The following is an 18,977-nucleotide window of genomic DNA, read 5'->3' as shown; positions in this document are numbered from 1 at the left end:
GGTCAGCCGGCGGCGTCGACCACCGCGCGGGTCTGGAGGGCGATCTCGCGCTCCTCGTCGGTGCCGACGACGCAGACCGTCACCTCGGCGCCCTCCGGTGAGATGATCCGGTCGCCGCTGCCGGCGTTGCGTTCCGCGTCCACCGCGATGCCGAGCCGGTCCAGGCCGGCCAGCGCGGCGGCGCGCACCGGCGCGGCGTGCTCGCCGACGCCCGCGGTGAAGGCGATCGCGTCCACCCGCCCGAGCAGCGCGTAGTACGCCCCGACGTAGCCGGTGATCCGCCGGCAGTAGACGTCGAAGGCGAGCGTCGCGGCCGGATCGCCGTCCGCCCGGCGGGCGAGGACCTCGCGCATGTCGTTGGCGCCGGTCAGCCCGAGCAGGCCGCTGCGGTGGTTGAGCAGGTCGTCGATCTCGTCGACGGAGAGCCCGCCCTCCCGGCGCAGGTGGAAGATGACGGTCGGGTCGAGGTCGCCGCTGCGGGTGCCCATCACCAGGCCCTCCAGCGGGGACATGCCCATCGAGGTGGCCACGCTCCGGCCGCCGGCGACCGCGCAGGCGCTGGCCCCGTTGCCCAGGTGCAGGGTGATCGTGTTCACCTCCGCGTACGGGCGGCCGAGCAGCTCGGCGGTGCGCCGCGACACGTACGCGTGCGAGGTGCCGTGGAACCCGTACCGCCGGATGCCGTACCGCTCGGCGGTCTCCCGCTCGACCGCGTAGGTCGCGGCGGCCTCGGGCAGCGTGGTGTGGAACGCGGTGTCGAAGACGGCGACGTGCGGCACGTCCGGCAGCGCGGCCAGGGCGACCTCGATGCCGGTCAGGTTGGCGGGGTTGTGCAGCGGCGCGAGCGGGATCAGGTCGTGGATCGCGGCGAGCACCGCGTCGTCGACCAGGACGGGCTCGCCGAACCGCTTGCCGCCGTGGACCACCCGGTGCCCGACGGCGGCCAGGCCGGCCAGGTCGAGCCCGGCGAGGATCTCCCGGACGGCGGTCTCGTGGTCGGCCGGGCCGCCGCCCGGCTCGCCGACCCGCTCCACGGTGCCCTTGTCGAGCACCCGGTCCCCGTCGAAGAGCCGGTACTTCACCGACGACGACCCGCAGTTGAGTACGAGCACCCGGCTCACAGGCGACTCCTTCCGGCGGCGGCCGCCTGGATGGCGGTGATCGCCACGGTGTTCACGATGTCCGGCACGGTGGCTCCCCGGGACAGGTCGTTCACCGGCCGGCGCAGGCCCTGCATCACCGGCCCGACGGCCACCGCCCCGGCGGAGCGCTGCACCGCCTTGTACGTGTTGTTGCCCGTGTTCAGGTCGGGGAAGACGAAGACCGTCGCCCGGCCGGCGACCTCGCTGCCGGGCAACTTCGTCGCCGCCACCGCCGGGTCGATCGCCGCGTCGTACTGGATCGGCCCCTCGACCAGCAGGTCGGGGCGGCGCTCCCGGACCAGCTTCGTGGCCGCCGCGACCTTCTCCACGTCGGCGCCCGCTCCGGAGCTGCCGGTGGAGTAGGAGAGCATGGCGACCCGGGGCTGGATGCCGAACCGGGCGGCGGTGTCCGCCGAGGAGATGGCGATGTCGGCGAGCTGGGCGGCGTCGGGGTCGGGGTTGACCGCGCAGTCGCCGTAGACCAGCACCCGGTCGGCGAGCAGCATGAAGAAGACGCTGGAGGCGACCGAAACGCCCGGCACCGTACGGATGATCTCGAAGGCCGGCCGGATCGTGGCGGCGGTGGTGTGGGTCGCGCCGGAGACCATCCCGTCGGCGTGCCCGGTCTGCACCATCAGGGTGCCGAAGTAGTTCGGCTGGGCGACGATGTCGTGCGCCAGCTCGGCGGTGACCCCCCGGTGGGCGCGCAGCTTCGCGTACTCGGTGGCGAACTGGTCCCGCCACTCGCTGGTGACCGGGTCGACCACCCGCGCGCCGCCGATGTCGATGCCCAGCTCGCGGGTCCGCCGCGCGACGTCGTCGGGGCGCCCGAGGAGGGTGATGTCGGCGACGCCCCGGCGCAGCAGGATCTCCGTCGCCCGCAGGATCCGTTCCTCCGCCCCCTCGGGCAGCACGAGGTGCCGGCGCTGTGCCCGGGCCCGGTCGATCAGGTCGTACTCGAACATCAGCGGGGTGACCCGCTCGGAGCGGCTGACCCGCAGCCGGCGGGCCAGGTCGTCGGTGTCCACGCAGCGCTCGAACGCGCCGAGCGCGGCCTCCACCTTGCGCGGGTTGTCGGCGCTGGGCCGACCCTCGATCCGGCTGGACGCGGCCACCGTGTCGTAGCTGTCGCTGGCCACCGAGAGCACCGCGAGGCCGGGTTTCAGCGCCTCGACCAGCCGCATCGCCCGCGGATCCGGCTGCTCGCCGAGGGTGAGCACCATCCCGGCGACCGAGACCCGGCCGGCCACGTGCGCGGCGCTGGTGGCCACCAGCAGGTCGTCCCGGTCGCCCGGCATGATCACCAGGGCGCCCTCGGTCAGGTGGTCCAGCAGCGTCGGCACGTGGGCCGCCCCGACCACGAAGTCGAGCACGTCGCGGCCGAGCGAGTCGTCGTCCCCGGCCAGCAGGGTGGCGCCGAGCGCCGCCGCCACCTCGGCCACCGTCGGCGCCGACACGGTCGGCACCTCCGGGATGGCGTACGCGGGGACGGGCAGCTCGGGCAGGGTCATCGGGCCGGGCACCCGGTTGGCGACGACCGCCAGCACCGTCGCCCCGAGGTCCGCCAGATCGTGGTACGCCCCGCGCGCCGCCGCCGCGATCGCCGCCGGCTCCTGCCCGAAGCCGTCGACCACGGGCACCACGACGCTGCCGAACTCGGTGGCCAGCCGGGCGTTGAAGGCCAGCTCGCGGGGGCCGGCGCCGTCGCCGCCGTCGGCGAAGTCGCTGCCCACCACGACCACCGCCGGGCAGCGTCGCTCGACCGCCCGGTAGCGCTCGACGATGCCGGTGACGAGTTCCTCCCGCCGCCCGTCGGCGACCAGCGCGGTCGCCTCGGCGTAGGTGGTGCCGCTCAGGTCGGCCAGCGGCAGCTCGACCCGGTACCGGTCGCTGAGCAGGGCGAGGATCGGGTCGGGGCCGTGCCCGCCCACCAGCGGCCGGAACACCCCGATCCGCTCGACCTGCCGGGACAACAGCTCCGCCAGGCCGAGCGCGACGGTCGACTTGCCCCCGCCGGATCCCACGCTGGTCAGGTACACACTCCGGGCCACGCACCCACCCTAGAAGATCGGGTTGCCGCCCGCCCGGGACCTTAGCCCCCACCCACCCGGGCCATTGATCATGAAGTTGCCGCCGCCCGCCTCGCCGCGTGGGACAACGCCATGATCAACGCACCCTGGGCGGGTCGGATCACTCGTCGTCCTCGTCGTCGAGGCGCGCGAGCCAGGTGGCGAAGCGCTCGATCGGGGTCTCGAACTCCGGGTTGAGGTCGACGAAGTCGCGCAGCCGCTCGCCGAGCCACTCGACGCTGACGGACTCCTCGCCCCGCCGCTGCACCAGTTCCTCGATCCCACGGTCCGTGAAGTACATGCTGTCCGTTCCTCGCTCGTCTGTCTGCTGTGGGTGGGCGTCCGACCGTCCGGGCGGACGCCGGCCGGGACCGCCCCGGACGGGCCGGGACGCCGACGGGGCAGAGACCGTCGGCGCGACGGTCTCTGCCCCGGTTGTCGGTGCGCTGCTCAGGTCACGGGCGGGGGAGGGCCGCCTCGATCAGCGCGGTCTGCTCCACGTCGTGCATCTTCGCCGAGCCGACGGCCGGGGCGGCCGCGGCCGGGCGGGAGATGCGGCGCAGCCGGACGTCGGCCAGGTGCTCCAGCAGGTTGAGCGCGACGAACGACCAGGCGCCCTGGTTGGCCGGCTCCTCCTGCACCCAGGCGTAGTCCTCGGCGTTCGGGTACGCCGCCAGCGCGGCCCGGATCTCCTCCACCGGCATCGGGTAGAGCTGCTCCAGCCGGATGATCGCGGTGTCGGTGATGCCGCGCTCCTGCCGGGCCTGGAACAGGTCGTAGTAGACCTTGCCCGAGCAGAGCAGCACCCGCTTCACCGACTCCGGCGCCGGGGCGCCCGGGTCGCGCAGCACCGGCTGGAAGCTGCCGGTGGTGAACTCCTCGACGGAGGAGACGCAGAGCTTGTGCCGCAGCAGCGACTTCGGCGTGAACACCACCAGCGGCTTGCGCTTCGGCGAGAGCGCCTGGCGCCGCAGCAGGTGGAAGTAGTTCGCCGGGGTGGTCGGGATGGCCACCCGCATGTTGTCCTCGGCGCACATCTGCAGGAACCGCTCCGGGCGGCCGGAGGTGTGGTCCGGGCCCTGGCCCTCGTGGCCGTGCGGCAGCAGCAGGGTGACGGCGGAGCGCTGGCCCCACTTCACCTCGCCCGAGGAGATGAACTCGTCGATCACCGACTGGGCGCCGTTGACGAAGTCGCCGAACTGCGCCTCCCAGCAGACCAGCGCGTTGATGTTCTCCACCGAGTAGCCGTACTCGAAGCCCATCGCCGCGTACTCGCTGAGCAGGGAGTCGTGCACGAAGAACCGGGACCGCTCGCCGTCGCCGGTCAGCGACTGCAGGGGCAGGTAGTCCTGGCCGGTCTCGGCGTCGACCACGGCGGCGTGCCGCTGCACGAAGGTGCCCCGGCGGGAGTCCTGACCGGCGAGCCGGACGGTGACCCCGTCGTGCAGCAGCGAACCGAACGCGATGATCTCGCCGAAGCCCCAGTCGATGTTGCCCTCGACGGACATCTTGGCCCGCCGGTCGAGCAACTGCTGGATCCGCTTGTGCGGGGTGAAGCCCTCCGGCAGGTTGACGTGCGCCTGGCCGACGGCCTTGACGACGGCGGCGTCGGTGGCGGTCTCCACCTGCGGCTCCGGCTCGTCCTCCCGCTTGGGGCGGCTGAGCTGCCGTGGCGTGGTGGCCGCGTCGCGGGTGGCCTTGAAGACCCGCTCCAGCTGCGCCTGGTAGTCGCGCAGCAGCTCCTCCGCGTCCTCCACGGTGATGTCGCCGCGCCCGATCAGCTCCTCGGTGTAGAGCTTCCGGACGGACCGCTTCGAGTCGATGATCTTGTACATCTGCGGGTTGGACATCGACGGGTCGTCGCCCTCGTTGTGCCCGCGCCGGCGGTAGCAGACCATGTCGATGACGACGTCCTTGTTGAACGCCTGCCGGTACTCGAAGGCCAGCCGGGCGACCCGGACCACGGCCTCGGGGTCGTCGCCGTTGACGTGGAAGATCGGTGCCTGGATCATCCGGGCGACGTCGGTGCTGTAGAGGCTGGAGCGGCTGTACTCCGGGGCGGTGGTGAAGCCGACCTGGTTGTTGACCACCACGTGCACGGTGCCGCCGGTGCGGTAGCCGCGCAGCTGGGAGAGGTTGAGGGTCTCGGCCACCACGCCCTGACCGGCGAAGGCGGCGTCGCCGTGCACCGCGAGCGGCAGCACGGTGTAGCCCTCCAGCTTGAGGTCTATCCGGTCCTGCTTGGCCCGGACGATGCCCTCCAGCACCGGGTCGACGGCCTCCAGGTGCGACGGGTTCGCCACCACCGAGACCTTGACCGCGTGGTCGCCGTCCGGCGTGGTGAACTTGCCGTTCTGGCCCAGGTGGTACTTCACGTCGCCCGAGCCCTGCGTGGAGCGCGGGTCCAGGTGCCCCTCGAACTCCGAGAAGATCTTCTCGTACGGCTTGCCGACGATGTTCGCCAGCACATTGAGCCGGCCGCGGTGGGCCATGCCGATGACGACCTCGTCCAGCCCGTCCTCTGCGGAGGCCTCCAGCACCTCGCCGAGCAGCGGGATCAGCGACTCGCCGCCCTCCAGCGAGAAGCGCTTCTGCCCGACGTACTTGGTCTGCAGGAAGGTCTCGAACGCCTCGGCGGCGTTGAGCCGGTTCAGCACGTGCTTCTGCTCGTCGGCCGACGGCTTCTCGTACTTGCGCTCGATCCGCTCCTGGATCCAGCGCCGCTCCTCCGGGTCCTGGATGTGCATGTACTCGATGCCGACCCGGCGGCAGTACGAGTCGCGCAGCACGCCGAGGATGTCGCGCAGCTTCATCCGCTGCTTGCCGGCGAAGCCGTTGACCGGGAACTCGCGGTCCAGGTCCCACAGGGTCAGCCCGTGCTGGAGGACGTCCAGGTCCGGGTGCTTGCGGATCTTGAACTCGAGCGGGTCGGTGTCGGCCATCAGGTGCCCGCGCACCCGGTAGGCGTGGATCAGCTCGTGCACCCGGGCGGTCTTGTTGATCTGGCCCTCGCTGTTGACCGCGACGTCGCGCATCCAGCGCACCGGCTCGTACGGGATGCGCAGCGAGGTGAAGATCTGGTCGTAGAAGCCGTGCTCGCCCAGCAGCAGCTCGTGCATGACCTTGAGGAACTCGCCGGACTGCGCGCCCTGGATGATCCGGTGGTCGTACGTGCTGGTCAGGGTGATGACCTTGCTGACCGCGAGCTCGGCGAGGGTGGCCTCGGACATGCCCTGGTAGGGGGCCGGGTACTCCATCGCGCCGACGCCGATGATCGCGCTCTGCCCCTGCATGAGGCGCGGCATCGAGTGCACGGTGCCGATGCCGCCGGGGTTGGTCAGCGAGATCGTGGTGCCGGAGTAGTCCTCCATGGTCAGCTCGTTGCGGCGGGCGCGCCGGACCACGTCCTCGTACGCCTGCCAGAACTGCCGGAAGTCCATCTGCTCGCAGGCCTTGATGGACGGGACCACCAGGTTGCGGCTGCCGTCCGGCTTGACCAGGTCGATCGCGATGCCCAGGTTGACGTGCTCGGGCCGGACCATGACCGGCTTGCCGTCGACCTCGGCGTAGGAGTTGTTCATCTCCGGGTGGGCGACCAGCGCCCGGACCATCGCGTACCCGACGAGGTGGGTGAAGCTGACCTTGCCACCGCGCCCACGGGTGAGGTGGTCGTTGATCACGATGCGGTTGTCGACCAGCAGCTTGGCCGGGACGGCGCGCACGCTGGTGGCGGTCGGCACGGCCAGCGAGGCGTCCATGTTTTGGACGATCTTCGCCGCCACGCCGCGCAGCGGGGTGGTCTGCGGGCCGGCGGCGGTCGGCTTGGTCGGCGCGGGCTTGGCCGGGGCGGCCTTGGCGGGCGCAGGCTTGGCCGGGGCGGCCTTGGCGGCCGGCTTCTCCGGCTTGGCCTCCGGCTTCGGCTCCGCCGGCTTGGCGGCGGCCGGCTGCGCGACCGAGGTGGCCGCCTCCTGCTGCCCGGCGGGCTCCGGCCGGGCGGCCGGCTTCGGGGCCTGCTGTTCCGCGCGGGGCGTCCCGGCGCCGGGCGCCGGACGGTAGTCCGCGAAGAAGTCGTGCCAGGCCGAATCGACGCTGGTGGGGTCGGCGAGGTAGCGCTGGTACATCTCCTCGACGATCCACTCATTCGGGCCGAAACCCGCCAGTGGGTTCTCCTGCGAAGTCTGCTGGGTCGACACGGCCGGTAATCGCCTCTTTCACGCGGGTTTGTGTGTCACGCGACGTCGCCGTGCGGCCCTGCCTGCGGGCGCGCACGAGACGGCTCCCAGGCTACGCCGTGCGGATGCCGCAGGCATTTCCGCCTCCGCTGCGTGGTCCGTTTCACAGAAGATGCCAGAAGTTCGCCAAACGCTGCGTGTTCCGCCGACTGCTGCTAAGGCCCGATGTGTCGCCGGCGCCCGGTTCGACGGGGGCGGGGGTGGTGCCCGGCACCACCCCCGCCCCCGCCGTCCGAGGCGTCAGGAGATGTCGCGCCGGCGGGTGATCATGATGCCGACCACGCCGCTGACCACCGCGTAGCCGATCAGCACGAGCGCGCCGACCCACCACTCGGGGGTGAACTCCGTCTGGCCCTCGCTGACCATGACCGTCGAGGCGACGGCCGGCCAGAGCACCTGCCACTTGGCCACGGCCATGTTGTCCAGCACGTTCGCCAGCAGCATGAACAGCAGCCCCACCACCTGCGTGCCGACCAGGTACAGCACCGCGGCGGTGATCACCGCGCCGAGCTGGTTGGTGATCAGCGTGCCGATGCCCACGCCGAGGACCGTCCAGATCGCGTACGCCAGCAGGTTGAGCAGCAGCGCCCGCTGCACGGCCCACTCGTCGAGCAGGGTGCCGTAGTCGTTGATCGACAGGAAGACCGCCCCGGCGGCCAGGTCGATCAGCGTGGTCACCAGCCAGAAACCGAAGCCCAGCACGCTCGCCGCGACGAGCTTGCTGATGATCACCGAGGTGCGCCGCGGCGTCGACAGGAACGTCGTGGTGGCCGTCTGGTGGAAGAACTCGTTGGTGACCATCAGGATGCCGATCAGCATCACGAACATCAGGCCCAGGTACTGCCCGGAGGTGTAGAGGTTGGCGGCCTGCGACGCCTCGGTCGCCAGGTCGCCGGTCATACCCAGGCTCTCGCCCTTGCCGCTCAACGTCTCGTTGGCGACCCAGGCGTTGAACGAGAACGCCAGCGCGATCGACAGGAACGCGCCGATGGCCAGCCACCACCAGGTGCTGGTGGTGCGGATCTTGAGCAGTTCGGCTCGGACGAGGTTCATCGGATGCCCGCCTTTCCGGCCGTCAGCTCCAGGAAGACCCGTTCCAGGTCGGGCCGTTCCGTGGTCAGTTCGTGCAGTTCGACGCCGGCGGCGAGGGCGACCCGGCCCACGGTCGGGGCGTCCACCCCGCCCACCAGCAGGACGCCGTGCTCGTCGACGTCGACGGTGGCCGGCCCGTCCTTCAGCGCGACGGTCAGCGCGTCGGCCTGCGGGGTGCGCACGCGGACCCGGACGCCCTGCGACATCGACCCGATCACGTGCTCGACCGTGCCCTGCCGGACGAGCTGGCCGGCGGCGATGATCACCACGTCGTCGGCGAGCAGCTGCATCTCCGACAGCAGGTGGCTGGAGACCAGCACGGTGCGGCCCTCGTGCGCGAGGTTCTTGAGGAACCCGCGCATCCACCGGATGCCCTCCGGGTCCAGGCCGTTGGCCGGCTCGTCGAGGATCAGCACCTGGGGGTCGCCGAGCATCGCGGCGGCGATGCCGAGCCGCTGCTTCATGCCGAGCGAGTAGCCCTTGAACTTGCGATTCGCCGCCGGCGTGAGCCCGACCAGCGCCAGCGCCTCGTCGGCCCGCCGCTTCGGCAGCCCCGCCGCCGCGCAGAGCACCCGCAGGTGGTTGATCCCGGTGCGGCCCTTGTGCGCGCTGGACGCCTCCAGCACCGCGCCGACGTGCCGCAGCGGGTCGGCCAGGTCGGCGTACCGGCGGCCGCTGATGGTCGCCTCTCCGCCGGTCGGGGTGACCAGGTTCAGCAGCATGCGCAGGGTGGTGGTCTTGCCGGCACCGTTGGGGCCGAGGAACCCGGTCACCCGCCCCGGCTCGACCGTGAAGGACAGATTGTTCACGGCCCGGACGTTCTTGTACTGCTTCGTCAGGCCGGACACCACGATCTGACCGTCGCCGGTGGGGCTTCGCTGCCCGTCAGTCATTGCTCTCCTTCGTGCGGGGGCTTCGGGGTACGCCGTGACACAGCGTGGCGGGCGGGCGCAACGAGGTCAATCAGGCGCGCTCCGTAGATCCACCTCCGCCTCAGGCAGGAGGCCCTCCTCCCCAGGGACGACTACGCGCCGGTCGCCGCCACGGCGATCCAGGTCGCGCGGGCCCAGGCCAGGAGGGTGCCGTCGGGGGCGTACAGGCTGGTGTGCACGAGCGCCTTGCGGCCCTCGCCGCCGACCATCGCGCCGGTCACCACGCACTCGTCGCCCGGCTCGGGCAGCGCCGCGACCACCGCCGCGATCCGGCCGAGGACGTACGGCCGGCCGGGGGCGATGACCGCCCAGCCCCCGGGGCAGTCCAGTGCCGCCCAGACCGTGGCGGGAGCGACCGTGGCGGGGACGCGGAACGGCGCGGCGGTCCGGCCGTCCGGCAGCCGGCCGGGGAAGATCCGCAGTCCGTCGGGGCGGTCCGGGCCGCAGACGTAGCAGCCCGGAAAGGGGTGGTCGACCAGTCCGGGGTACGCCGCCGACGCGGCCCGAGCGGCCGGCAGGTCCACCGGCGGCACGACCGCGCGGGGGTCCTCCGTAGGGCGGACCTGGGCCACGACCAGGCCCTCCGGGTCGCGGACCTCCCCCTCGACGAGAGTGAGCGGGATCTCCAGCGGGGGCGGGCGGCGCAGCGTCACCTCGACCGGCCCCGGGGCGCCGGACGCGGCGGCGAAGACCCCGGCGCTCCAGCCGCCGTTGCCCGAGCCGGGCGGCCCGTTGTGGCGCGACTCGATGATCATTAGAACCTCCCGCAGCGCGGCGTCCGGCCCCGTCGCCGGTACGCCCCCGGCAGCCTCGCACGCCCGCCGGCCGGCACCGCCACGGGTCGCCGACCGCCGTTCACCTCATCGACACTCCTCACCCCAACGCCCGGCAACCCGGGCCGCCTACACAGGTGCCATGGCCGTTCTGCACGCCGCTGGCGCACCCCTGACGACCAGCGGATACACCCTGCTGATCGCCGACGACCCGAGCGAGGTCGCGGCCGCGCAACGCCTCCGTCACGAGGTGTTCGCCACCGAGTTGGGCGCCACCCTCCGCCCCGGCGTCGCCGGGCTCGACGTCGACGACTTCGACCCGTACTGCGACCACCTGATCGTCCGGCAGGAGAGCACCGGGGAGGTCGTCGGCACGTACCGGCTCCTCCCGCCGGGCCGCACCGACCGCCGGTACGCCGAGGACGAGTTCGACCTCGCACCGCTCGACCCGCTCCGGGAGCAGCTGGTCGAGGCCGGCCGGTCCTGCGTGCACCCCGACCACCGCTCCGGCGCGGTGATCAACCTGATGTGGGCCGGCATCACCCGCTACCTGCACCTGCGCGGGTCGCGCTGGCTCGGCGGCTGCGCGTCGGTGCCGGTGGCCGACGGGGGCGGGACCGTCACCGCGGTGTGGGACGAGGTCCGGGCCCGGCACCTGGCCCCGCCGCCGCTGCGGTTGCGTCCGCGCCGACCCTGGTTCGCCGAGCCGGGCGCGACGACCGGGCCGGCCGACGGACCGGCCGGGCGGGCCGCGCTGCCGCCGCTGCTGCGCGGCTACCTGCGCCTCGGCGCCTGGGTCTGCGGGGAGCCCACGTACGACCCGGACTTCGGGGTGGCCGACTTCTACGTGCTCTTCTCCCTGGACCGGATGAACCCCCGCTACCTGCGGCACTTCCTGGGTGGGGACGAGCGGTGAGTGCCACACCGCTCTGGCTGCCCGCCTCGGGCTGCGGGCCGGCCTGCCTCCCGACCGACGGCGAGGCGCGGGCCGTACCGGCGGCCCGGCGGGCGGGCCGGCTGCTGGCCGTGCTCGGGATGCTGCTGGCGGGCACGGTGCTGGCCGCGCTGCTGCCGGTGCTGCCGCCTGGGGAGCGGGCGGCGGCCGTGCGCGGCTGGGCCCGGGGGACGCTGCGCGCCCTCGGCGTGCGCCTGGTGGTGCGCGGCCGGGCGCCGCGGCGACCGGCGTTGCTGGTGGCCAACCACGTCTCCTGGCTGGACGTGCTGGCGCTGCTGGCCGTCGCGCCGGCCCGGATGGTGGCCAAGCGGGAGGTGCGGTCCTGGCCGCTGGTCGGGCTGCTCGCGACCGCGGCCGGCACCGTCCTGGTCGACCGGGCCCGCCCGCGCGACCTGCCGGCGACGGTGGCCCGGGTCGCCGCCGCGCTGCGCGCCGGTCGCCCGGTGGCGGTCTTCCCGGAGGGTACGACGTGGTGCGGGGCCACCGACGCCGGCGGTTGCCGGCCGGGCCGGGGGTTCCGCCCGGCCCTGTTCCAGGCGGCGATCGACGTCGGGGCGCCGGTGGTGCCGCTGCGGATCGGCTACGTGTGCGCCGGGACCGGGGCGCCGACCACGGCCGCCGCCTTCGTCGGCGACGACACCCTGTTCCGCTCGTTGGGTCGGGTGCTGGCCGCCCGGGACCTGGAGGTCCGGGTTACCGTCTCCGCCGCGCTGCACCCCGCGCGGGACGCCGACCGCCGACTGCTGGCCCGGACGGCCGAGTCGGCCGTGCACCTCATGCCGCCGTCGACCGGCGCGGCGGCCCCGGTCCGGCCCGTCCCCGTGCGGGCGCCGTCTACGCCGGTCGCCGTGCCGGCGCCGTCCGCGGCGGTCGCCGTGCCGGCCCCGTCCCGGCCCGTCGCCGTGCCGGCGCCGGCTGCGCCGATTGCCGTGCCGGCGCCTTCCGCGGTCGCCGTGCCGGCGGAGCCGGGGCCGCCCGCCGTGCCGGCCGGACCGGAGCGGAATCTCGACCTGGCCGCCTGACCCGGACGGCGACGGACGGTCCGCCGGCCTCCCGCGCCGCTTGCCATATCGCGATGTATCGCGTTACTGTCCTGCCGTGGTACGCGCCGGGCGGCGCGTCACCGGAGGGAGGACCGATGACCCGTTGGACCGTGGACGCCCCGCAGCGGCTCACTCTGGACGGGTCGGTCACCCGGCTGGACGTCCACCTGCTCAGTGGCCGCCTCAACGTGGTGGCCACCGACGGCCCGGCCCGGATCGAGGTCACCCGGGTCGGTCGGCGGCCGGTCCTGGTCGAGCACCGCGACGGTCGGCTCGTCGTACGCCAGCAGCGGCGCCGGCGGTGGTCGGAGTTCGTCTGGTGGGTGGGGCCGCTGTCCCGGCTGCCCCGCGTCGACGTCTCCGTCGCGGTCCCCGCCGACGTGCTGGCCGACCTGGAACTGGTCGAGGGCTCGCTGGTCGCGTCGGGCCTGCGCGGCCGGACCCGGGCGGAGGTGACGGCGGGGCGGATCACGCTGATGGGGCTGCGCGGCCCGACGTCGGCGAAGACCACGTCGGGCCCGGTCGAGGCGCTGGGCGTGTCCGGCGACCTCGACATGGAGACGGTCTCGGGCGAGGTGACCCTCGCCGACGGCGCGGCCGGGCAGGTGCGCGCCCGGACCGTCTCCGGCGCCATCACCTGCGACCTGGACAACCCCCGGCGCAGCGACATCCGGCTCAGCACGATCTCCGGCGGCATCACCGTCCGGGTCCGCGAGGACAGCGACCTCGCCGTGCGCCTGCACACCACGTCTGGCCGGATCACCAGCGGCTTCGCCCAGGTGCGGGGCAGCGCCGCGCCCGGGGCGGTGGTCGACAGCGAGGGGGTGCTCGGCGCGGGCGAGGGTAAGCTCTGGGCGTCCGCCACCTCGGGCAGCATCGCGCTGCTCGCCCGCCCGGTCGACGACGAGGAAGAGGAGCTGCCGTGACCGCCGTGTTCAGTCACGGGCGGCTCCGGCTCTACCTGCTCAAGCTCCTCGACGACGGGCCGAAGCACGGCTACGAGCTGATCCGCCTGCTGGAGGAGCGGTTCCTCGGCCACTACGCGCCGAGCGCCGGCACCATCTACCCCCGGCTGCAACGGATGGAGGCCGACGGGCTGGTCACCCACACCGCCGTCGGCGGCCGCAAGGTCTACGAGATCACCGAAGCCGGCCGGGCCGAGCTGCGCCAGCGGGCCGGCGAGCTGACCGCCCTGGAGTCGGACATCGCGGCCTCGGTCGAGGACCTGTCCGCGCTGGCGGGGGAGATCCGCGACGAGGTACGCGGCTCGGTCCGCGACCTCAAACGGGAACTGCGCGAGGCGGCGCGGCAGACTCGACGGGCCCGTTGGGCGCCCCCGGCACCCGGCCCGGCGCCCGCCCCCTCGGCGGGGCCGGACACGACGCCGCTCGCCGAGTTCGACCAGCGGCTGGCGGCCTTCGCCGTCGAGGTGGGCGCCCTGGTGCGGGCCCGCAGGCTCACCGACTCGCAGCTGCGTACGGCGATCCGGCTGCTCGACGGCGCGTTGGACGGGCTGCGGCGGCTCCTGCGCTGACCCCGGCAGCCCGCTCACAGGCTTTTTCCAGCGACCGCCCAGCGCGGACGCAGCGAGAGCGCGGATGATGGGCGACATGGCCGCTACCCAGACCGAGGCGCGACTGCTCGTCGTCGAGGACGATCCCAACATCCTCGAACTGCTCTCCGCGAGCCTGCGCTTCGCGGGCTTCGACGTGGCCACCGCCACGAGCGGCAGCGCCGCCCTGCACGCCGCCAAGGACCACCGGCCCGACCTGGTCGTGCTCGACGTGATGCTCCCCGACCTGGACGGCTTCGAGGTCATCCGGATGCTCCGTGAGGGCGGCACGCGTACCCCGGTGGTCTTCCTCACCGCGCGCGACGCCACCGACGACAAAATCCGCGGGCTGACCCTGGGCGGGGACGACTACGTCACCAAGCCGTTCAGCCTGGAGGAGCTGACCGCCCGGATCCGGGCGGTGCTGCGGCGGACCAGCACCGGCGAGCAGGCGCCCTCCCGGCTGACCTTCGCCGACCTGGAGCTGGACGAGGAGACCCACGAGGTGCACCGGGCCGGTCAGCGGGTGCAGCTCTCGCCGACGGAGTTCAAGCTCCTGCGCTACCTGATGCTGAACGCCAACCGGGTGCTGTCGAAGGCCCAGATCCTCGACCACGTCTGGAACTACGACTTCCGGGGCGACGACAACATCGTCGAGTCCTACATCTCCTACCTGCGCCGCAAGGTGGACAACACCCAACCCCGGCTGATCCACACCCTGCGGGGCGTCGGGTACGTGCTGCGCAAGCCGGCGGCGTGAACCCGGTCCACCAGGGGAAGACATGGCTGCGCGGCGTCCCGCTGCGGGTGAAGCTGGTCGCCGCGGTGCTCGCCCTGGTCGCCGCCGCCCTCCTGGTGATCAGCGTGGCGACCGCGTACCTGCTGCACACCTATCTGGTGGGCCGGATCGACGGTCAGCTCAACGCGTTGCTTGACCGGGGCATCGTGGCCAACCAGGCCACGGCCAACACTCTGCCGACCGATTACCTTCTGGCCCAGGCCAACCGAAGCACCGGACGCGGCGTCGTGCTGCGGGACCGGTCGCTGTCCGAGGCCAACCTGCCCGGCAGCCTGAACAACCTCGACTGGTACGAGAAGCATGCCGACCAGGGGGCCTTCACCACCGAGGGCGCCGACAAGCGCGTCCGCTGGCGGATCATGATCCGCCAGGTGAGTGAGGACGAGTTCACTGTCGTCGGGCAGAACCTCACCGATGCGGACGTCGCCGTGCGGCAGCTGCTCTGGATCGACGTGCTGGTCGGCGGCGCGGTGCTGATTCTGCTCGCCTCCGTCGGCGCGGCGATCGTCCGGACCAGCCTGAAACCGCTGGTGGAGATCGAGCGTACGGCGGCTGCCATCGCCGGTGGCGACCTCACCCGGCGGGTGCCCGACCCGGAGGGGGGAGAACCCGTCCCGACCTCGGAGCTGGGCCGGCTCTCCCGGGCGCTGAACGCCATGCTGACGCAGATCGAGGCCGCCTTCACCGCCCGGGCCGCCTCGGAGACCGCCGCCCGGGCCGCCGAGGCCACCGCCCGCGACGCGGCCGGCGCGGCACAGGCGTCCGAGGCGCGGGCCCGGCGCTCGGAGGAGCGGATGCGGCAGTTCGTCGCGGACGCCTCGCACGAGCTGCGGACGCCGCTGACCACCATCCGGGGCTTCGCCGAGCTGTACCGGCAGGGCGCGGCGAGCGCGCCGGAGCAGACCGCCGACCTGCTGCGCCGCATCGAGCAGGAGGCGGCCCGGATGGGGCTGCTGGTGGAGGACCTGCTGCTGCTGGCCCGGCTGGACCGGGAACGGCCGCTCTCCCTCGCCCCCGTGGAGTTGCCCGTGCTGGCCAGCGACGCGGTCGAGGCCGCCCGGGTGGTGGCGGCGGAGCGCCGGGTGGAGCTGGAGATCGAGCCCGGCTCCGGTCCGCTGGTGGTCTACGGGGACGACGCCCGGCTCCGCCAGGTGATCGGCAACCTGATGACCAACGCCCTCACGCACACCCCGCCCGACGCCTCGGTGACCCTGCGGCTGCGGGTCGAGCCGGGCAACCTGGCCGTGGTGGAGGTCGCGGACACCGGCCCCGGGCTCACCCCCGACCAGGCGGAGCGGGTCTTCGAGCGCTTCTACCGGGTGGACGCGGCGCGTACCCGGCGGGCCGGGGGCAACACCGGCACGGGCCTCGGCCTGGCGATCGTCGCGGCGCTGGTGCGCGCCCACCACGGCACCGTCGAGGTGACCGAGACCCCGGGCGGGGGCGCGACCTTCCGGGTCCGGCTGCCGCTCGTGCCGGACACCGAGGGTGATGGCGAGTGACTTTCAGCCAACATTCAGGCCGGTTCCAGGCTGGTCGCAGTGGTCCGAGCGAAGGTGGATCCATGACCGAGTACGAGTCCGACCCGCAGCGCCGGACGGCCGCCTCCGACGCCGAGCCGTCACACCCCACCGCCGAGCTGCCCCGCGTCGAGCGCGCGCAGTCCGACTCCCGCCCCGACCCCGCCCCGGCCGCCCCCGGCGACACCGCCGCCCCGGCGCCGGCCGCACCCGCAACGCCGGCCGCACCCGCAACGCCGGCCGCATCGGCAACGCCGGCCGCACCCGCAACGCCGGCCGCATCGGCAACGCCGGCCGCACCTGCCACGCCGGCCGCCTCCGTGGCGACGGGCGGCGACGCCGCCCGTACCGCCGAGCTGGGCCCGACCGCCGACGCCCCGCTCGCGGGCGATGCCGCCCCGCGCGTTCCGGAGCAGGCCCGGACCCCCGAGGGGATCGCCGCCCCGGACCCGGCCCGTGGCCCCGGCGCCCCGGCCGCGCAGCCCACCCCGGCGGGCCCGTTCCCGCCCGCCACGGCCGGCCCGTCCGCCCCGCCCTACCCCGCGTCCGCCCAGGCCCCCGGCGGCCAGCCGCACGCGGCCGGTCAGCCCGGTCTGCCCGGTCAGCCGCACGCGGTCGGTCAGTCCGGCTACCCGCAGGGCACGACGTACCCGGGCGGGCCGTGGTACGGCCAGCAGTCCGGCTGGACTGGCGGGGGACAGCCGGGCCAGCCGGGACAGTTGGGCGCCGGCTACGGCCAGCACGCGCACCACCCGGGCCAGCCGGTGCCGCCCTGGGCCCCCACGCCGGCGGCCGGCCCCCGGCCGGGCCGGATCGCCAAGCTCGTCGGCGCCGGCGTCGCGGTCTTCGCCCTGATGCTCGGCTCGGGCGTCGGTGGCGGGGCGCTCGCGCTCGCCCTGGACGGCGACTCCGGGATCACCCGCACCTACTCCGCCGCGCCGGTGATCAACAGCGCCGACCTGCCCCGGATCGCCGCCGCCGTGCAGCCCAGCGTCGTCTCCATCGCCACCGACAGCGGCGAGGGCTCCGGCGTGATCCTCACCGCCGACGGCTACGTGCTCACCAACAACCACGTCGTCGCCTCCGCCGGCCAGAACAGCGTCCGGGTGGTCTTCTCCGACGGCAAGACCGTCCAGGCCCGGATCGTCGGGACCGACCCGCAGACCGACCTGGCGGTGGTGAAGGCCACCGGCGTCAGCGATCTGAAGCCGGCCACCTTCGGCGACAGCGACGCGATGCAGGTGGGCGACCAGGTGCTCGCCCTCGGCAGCCCGCTGGGCCTGCAGGGCTCGGTAACCGCCGGCATCCTCAGCGCCCGCGACCGCACCATCCAGGCCGGCAGCAGCGAGCAGCGGCAGGAGTCGGGCCAGGGCGCCACCTCGATCGCCGGGCTGCTCCAGACCGACGCCCCGATCAACCCGGGCAACTCCGGCGGTGCCCTGGTCAACACCCGGGGCGAGGTGATCGGCATCAACACCGCGATCGCCACCGCCGGGCAGGGCAGCACCGGCAACATCGGCGTCGGCTTCGCGATCCCCAGCAACAAGGCCAAGGACGTGGCCGGCAAGCTCCAGCGCGGCGAGAAGGTCAGCCACCCGTCGCTCGGGGTCAGCGTGACGGCCGCCGAGGGCGGCGGGGCGCTGGTCGCCGCCGTCACCTCCGGCAGCGCCGCCGAGAAGGCCGGGCTCCAGCGCGGCGACGTGATCACCCGGTTCGGCGACAAGGTGGTCAACGACTCGGACGACCTGGTCGGCGCCGTGCAGGCCGGCAAGGTCGGCGACCGGGTCGAGGTGACCTACAAGCGCAACGGCACCGAATCCACGGCAACCGTGACGCTCGCCGAGGCGTCCTAACCGGTAACTGAGACATTCCTCCTCCCTCCGGCGGCGGGTGGCGGGGCCAAGGGGGTTGGCTCCGTCGCCCGCCGCTTCCTCTGACGGCGGTTCACCCGGTGCGGGTGAGCCGCCGTCACCCGTCGGGCCGGCATGGTCGGTGGCAGACCCGGCGAGGCGTACGGAGGGGTGCGATGACCACGGCAGCGGCCGTCCGGACCGACGATCGGATCCAACGGGACGTGCTCGACGAGCTGGCCTGGGACGCCCAGGTGCAGCCGAACGACATCGGGGTGACCGTCGACGACGGCGTGGTCACCCTGACCGGTTGGGTGGACGGTTCCGCCCGCAAGTGGGCGGCGCAACGCTGCGCGCAGCGCGTACGCGGGGTGCGGGCGGTCGCCGACGACATCGAGGTGCGCCTGCCCGGCGAGGCGGGGCGTACGGACGGCGAGATCGCGATCGCGGTGAGCCGGGCGCTGGAGTGGGACAGCTTCGTCCCCGCCGAGCTGCTGGACGTCACGGTGGCCAACGGGTGGGTGATGCTGCGCGGCGAGGTGGAGTTCGGCTGGCAGCGGCGTACCGCCGAACGGGAGGTGCGTCGGCTGCGCGGCGTACGCGGGGTGACGAACCTGGTCGAGGTGCGGCCCGTCGCCCGCCCGGATGCCGAGCGGACCCGGCGCGACCTGCAGCGGGCGCTGGCGCGGGGGATCGGCACCGAACGGGTGACCGTCGAGCTGGACGGGGACACGGTGATCCTCGGCGGCGTGGTCCGGTCCTGGTGGGAACGGGACGAGGCGGAGCGGGTGGCCTGGTCCGCAGAGGGAGTGCGGGCGGTGCGGGACCGGCTCCTCGTGGGCGGGTGAGCGCCCGGCTTGTCCGTTTAGCGGTGCCGTCACCGGGAAACCGCCATCGATCACGCCGCGCGGGTGATCCGGCCGGGGCCCGTCCGGCGCCGGCTGCCCACACCACCGACCGCCGGGGAGGACTCGTGGCCGTGAACCACCTGCCGACCGACCGCGTGCCGGAACGGCCG

At 73.7% G+C, this 18,977-nt stretch carries 15 protein-coding genes; 8 read left to right on the top strand and 7 right to left on the bottom strand.

Annotated features, from left to right (window positions below; all coding sequences use genetic code 11):
* Positions 1-2: 2 nt before the first annotated feature.
* The 7 genes from ACFY23_RS18825 to ACFY23_RS18795 all read right to left on the bottom strand — a co-directional run bounded on the left by ACFY23_RS18825 (position 3) and on the right by ACFY23_RS18795 (position 10,222).
* Entirely contained in the window at positions 3-1,121 is a 1,119-nt protein-coding gene (locus ACFY23_RS18825; protein ID WP_350680291.1) for an acetate kinase, read from the bottom strand.
* Positions 1,118-3,193 (bottom strand): phosphate acetyltransferase, encoded by a 2,076-nt coding sequence (pta, locus tag ACFY23_RS18820; protein WP_350680289.1) that lies wholly within the window; start codon positions 3,191-3,193, stop codon positions 1,118-1,120. The genes ACFY23_RS18825 and pta overlap by 4 nt, the downstream gene beginning before the upstream one ends.
* A gap of 139 nt (positions 3,194-3,332) precedes the next feature.
* A complete protein-coding gene (locus tag ACFY23_RS18815; RefSeq protein ID WP_350680287.1) occupies positions 3,333-3,512 on the bottom strand; it encodes a DUF6104 family protein in 180 nt (59 codons plus the stop codon).
* A 154-nt stretch (positions 3,513-3,666) separates the two neighbouring features.
* Positions 3,667-7,404 (bottom strand): multifunctional oxoglutarate decarboxylase/oxoglutarate dehydrogenase thiamine pyrophosphate-binding subunit/dihydrolipoyllysine-residue succinyltransferase subunit, encoded by a 3,738-nt coding sequence (locus tag ACFY23_RS18810; protein WP_350819008.1) that lies wholly within the window; start codon positions 7,402-7,404, stop codon positions 3,667-3,669.
* A gap of 279 nt (positions 7,405-7,683) precedes the next feature.
* Positions 7,684-8,496, bottom strand: a complete 813-nt coding sequence (locus ACFY23_RS18805) for an ABC transporter permease (RefSeq protein WP_350680283.1) — start codon at positions 8,494-8,496, stop codon at positions 7,684-7,686.
* Complete coding sequence (locus ACFY23_RS18800; RefSeq protein ID WP_350680281.1) at positions 8,493-9,428, bottom strand: ABC transporter ATP-binding protein; 936 nt, start codon at positions 9,426-9,428, stop codon at positions 8,493-8,495. Before ACFY23_RS18800 ends, ACFY23_RS18805 begins: the two co-directional genes overlap by 4 nt.
* Positions 9,429-9,559: 131 nt before the next feature.
* Entirely contained in the window at positions 9,560-10,222 is a 663-nt protein-coding gene (locus tag ACFY23_RS18795) for a hypothetical protein (protein ID WP_350680279.1), read from the bottom strand.
* Positions 10,223-10,382: 160 nt separating this feature from the next.
* On the opposite strand from ACFY23_RS18795, the gene ACFY23_RS18790 reads away from it, so the two are divergent.
* The 8 genes from ACFY23_RS18790 to ACFY23_RS18755 all read left to right on the top strand — a co-directional run bounded on the left by ACFY23_RS18790 (position 10,383) and on the right by ACFY23_RS18755 (position 18,807).
* Positions 10,383-11,156 carry a GNAT family N-acyltransferase gene (locus tag ACFY23_RS18790; protein ID WP_350680277.1) on the top strand — a complete coding sequence of 258 codons (774 nt, stop codon included), beginning with the start codon at positions 10,383-10,385 and terminating at the stop codon, positions 11,154-11,156.
* A complete protein-coding gene (locus ACFY23_RS18785) occupies positions 11,153-12,217 on the top strand; it encodes a lysophospholipid acyltransferase family protein (RefSeq protein ID WP_350680275.1) in 1,065 nt (354 codons plus the stop codon). Before ACFY23_RS18790 ends, ACFY23_RS18785 begins: the two co-directional genes overlap by 4 nt.
* Positions 12,218-12,333: 116 nt before the next feature.
* Entirely contained in the window at positions 12,334-13,164 is an 831-nt protein-coding gene (locus ACFY23_RS18780) for a DUF4097 family beta strand repeat-containing protein (protein WP_350680273.1), read from the top strand.
* Entirely contained in the window at positions 13,161-13,772 is a 612-nt protein-coding gene (locus ACFY23_RS18775) for a PadR family transcriptional regulator (RefSeq protein ID WP_350680271.1), read from the top strand. The genes ACFY23_RS18780 and ACFY23_RS18775 overlap by 4 nt, the downstream gene beginning before the upstream one ends.
* Before the next feature lie 76 nt (positions 13,773-13,848).
* Positions 13,849-14,550 carry a response regulator transcription factor gene (locus tag ACFY23_RS18770; protein ID WP_091103329.1) on the top strand — a complete coding sequence of 234 codons (702 nt, stop codon included), beginning with the start codon at positions 13,849-13,851 and terminating at the stop codon, positions 14,548-14,550.
* On the top strand, positions 14,547-16,091 hold the full coding sequence (locus ACFY23_RS18765; protein WP_350680269.1) for a HAMP domain-containing sensor histidine kinase: 1,545 nt from the start codon (positions 14,547-14,549) through the stop codon (positions 16,089-16,091). The genes ACFY23_RS18770 and ACFY23_RS18765 overlap by 4 nt, the downstream gene beginning before the upstream one ends.
* 62 nt (positions 16,092-16,153) lie before the next feature.
* Entirely contained in the window at positions 16,154-17,962 is a 1,809-nt protein-coding gene (locus ACFY23_RS18760) for a trypsin-like peptidase domain-containing protein (protein ID WP_350680267.1), read from the top strand.
* 173 nt (positions 17,963-18,135) lie between these two features.
* On the top strand, positions 18,136-18,807 hold the full coding sequence (locus tag ACFY23_RS18755; protein ID WP_350680265.1) for a BON domain-containing protein: 672 nt from the start codon (positions 18,136-18,138) through the stop codon (positions 18,805-18,807).
* Positions 18,808-18,977 lie beyond the last annotated feature (170 nt).

It is taken from the genome of Micromonospora sp. NPDC000121 (assembly GCF_042899165.1).
Classification (GTDB): Bacteria; Actinomycetota; Actinomycetes; order Mycobacteriales; family Micromonosporaceae; genus Micromonospora.
The sequence above is the reverse complement of the archived record's forward strand: the minus strand, read 5'-3'. Positions and strand labels throughout refer to the sequence as shown.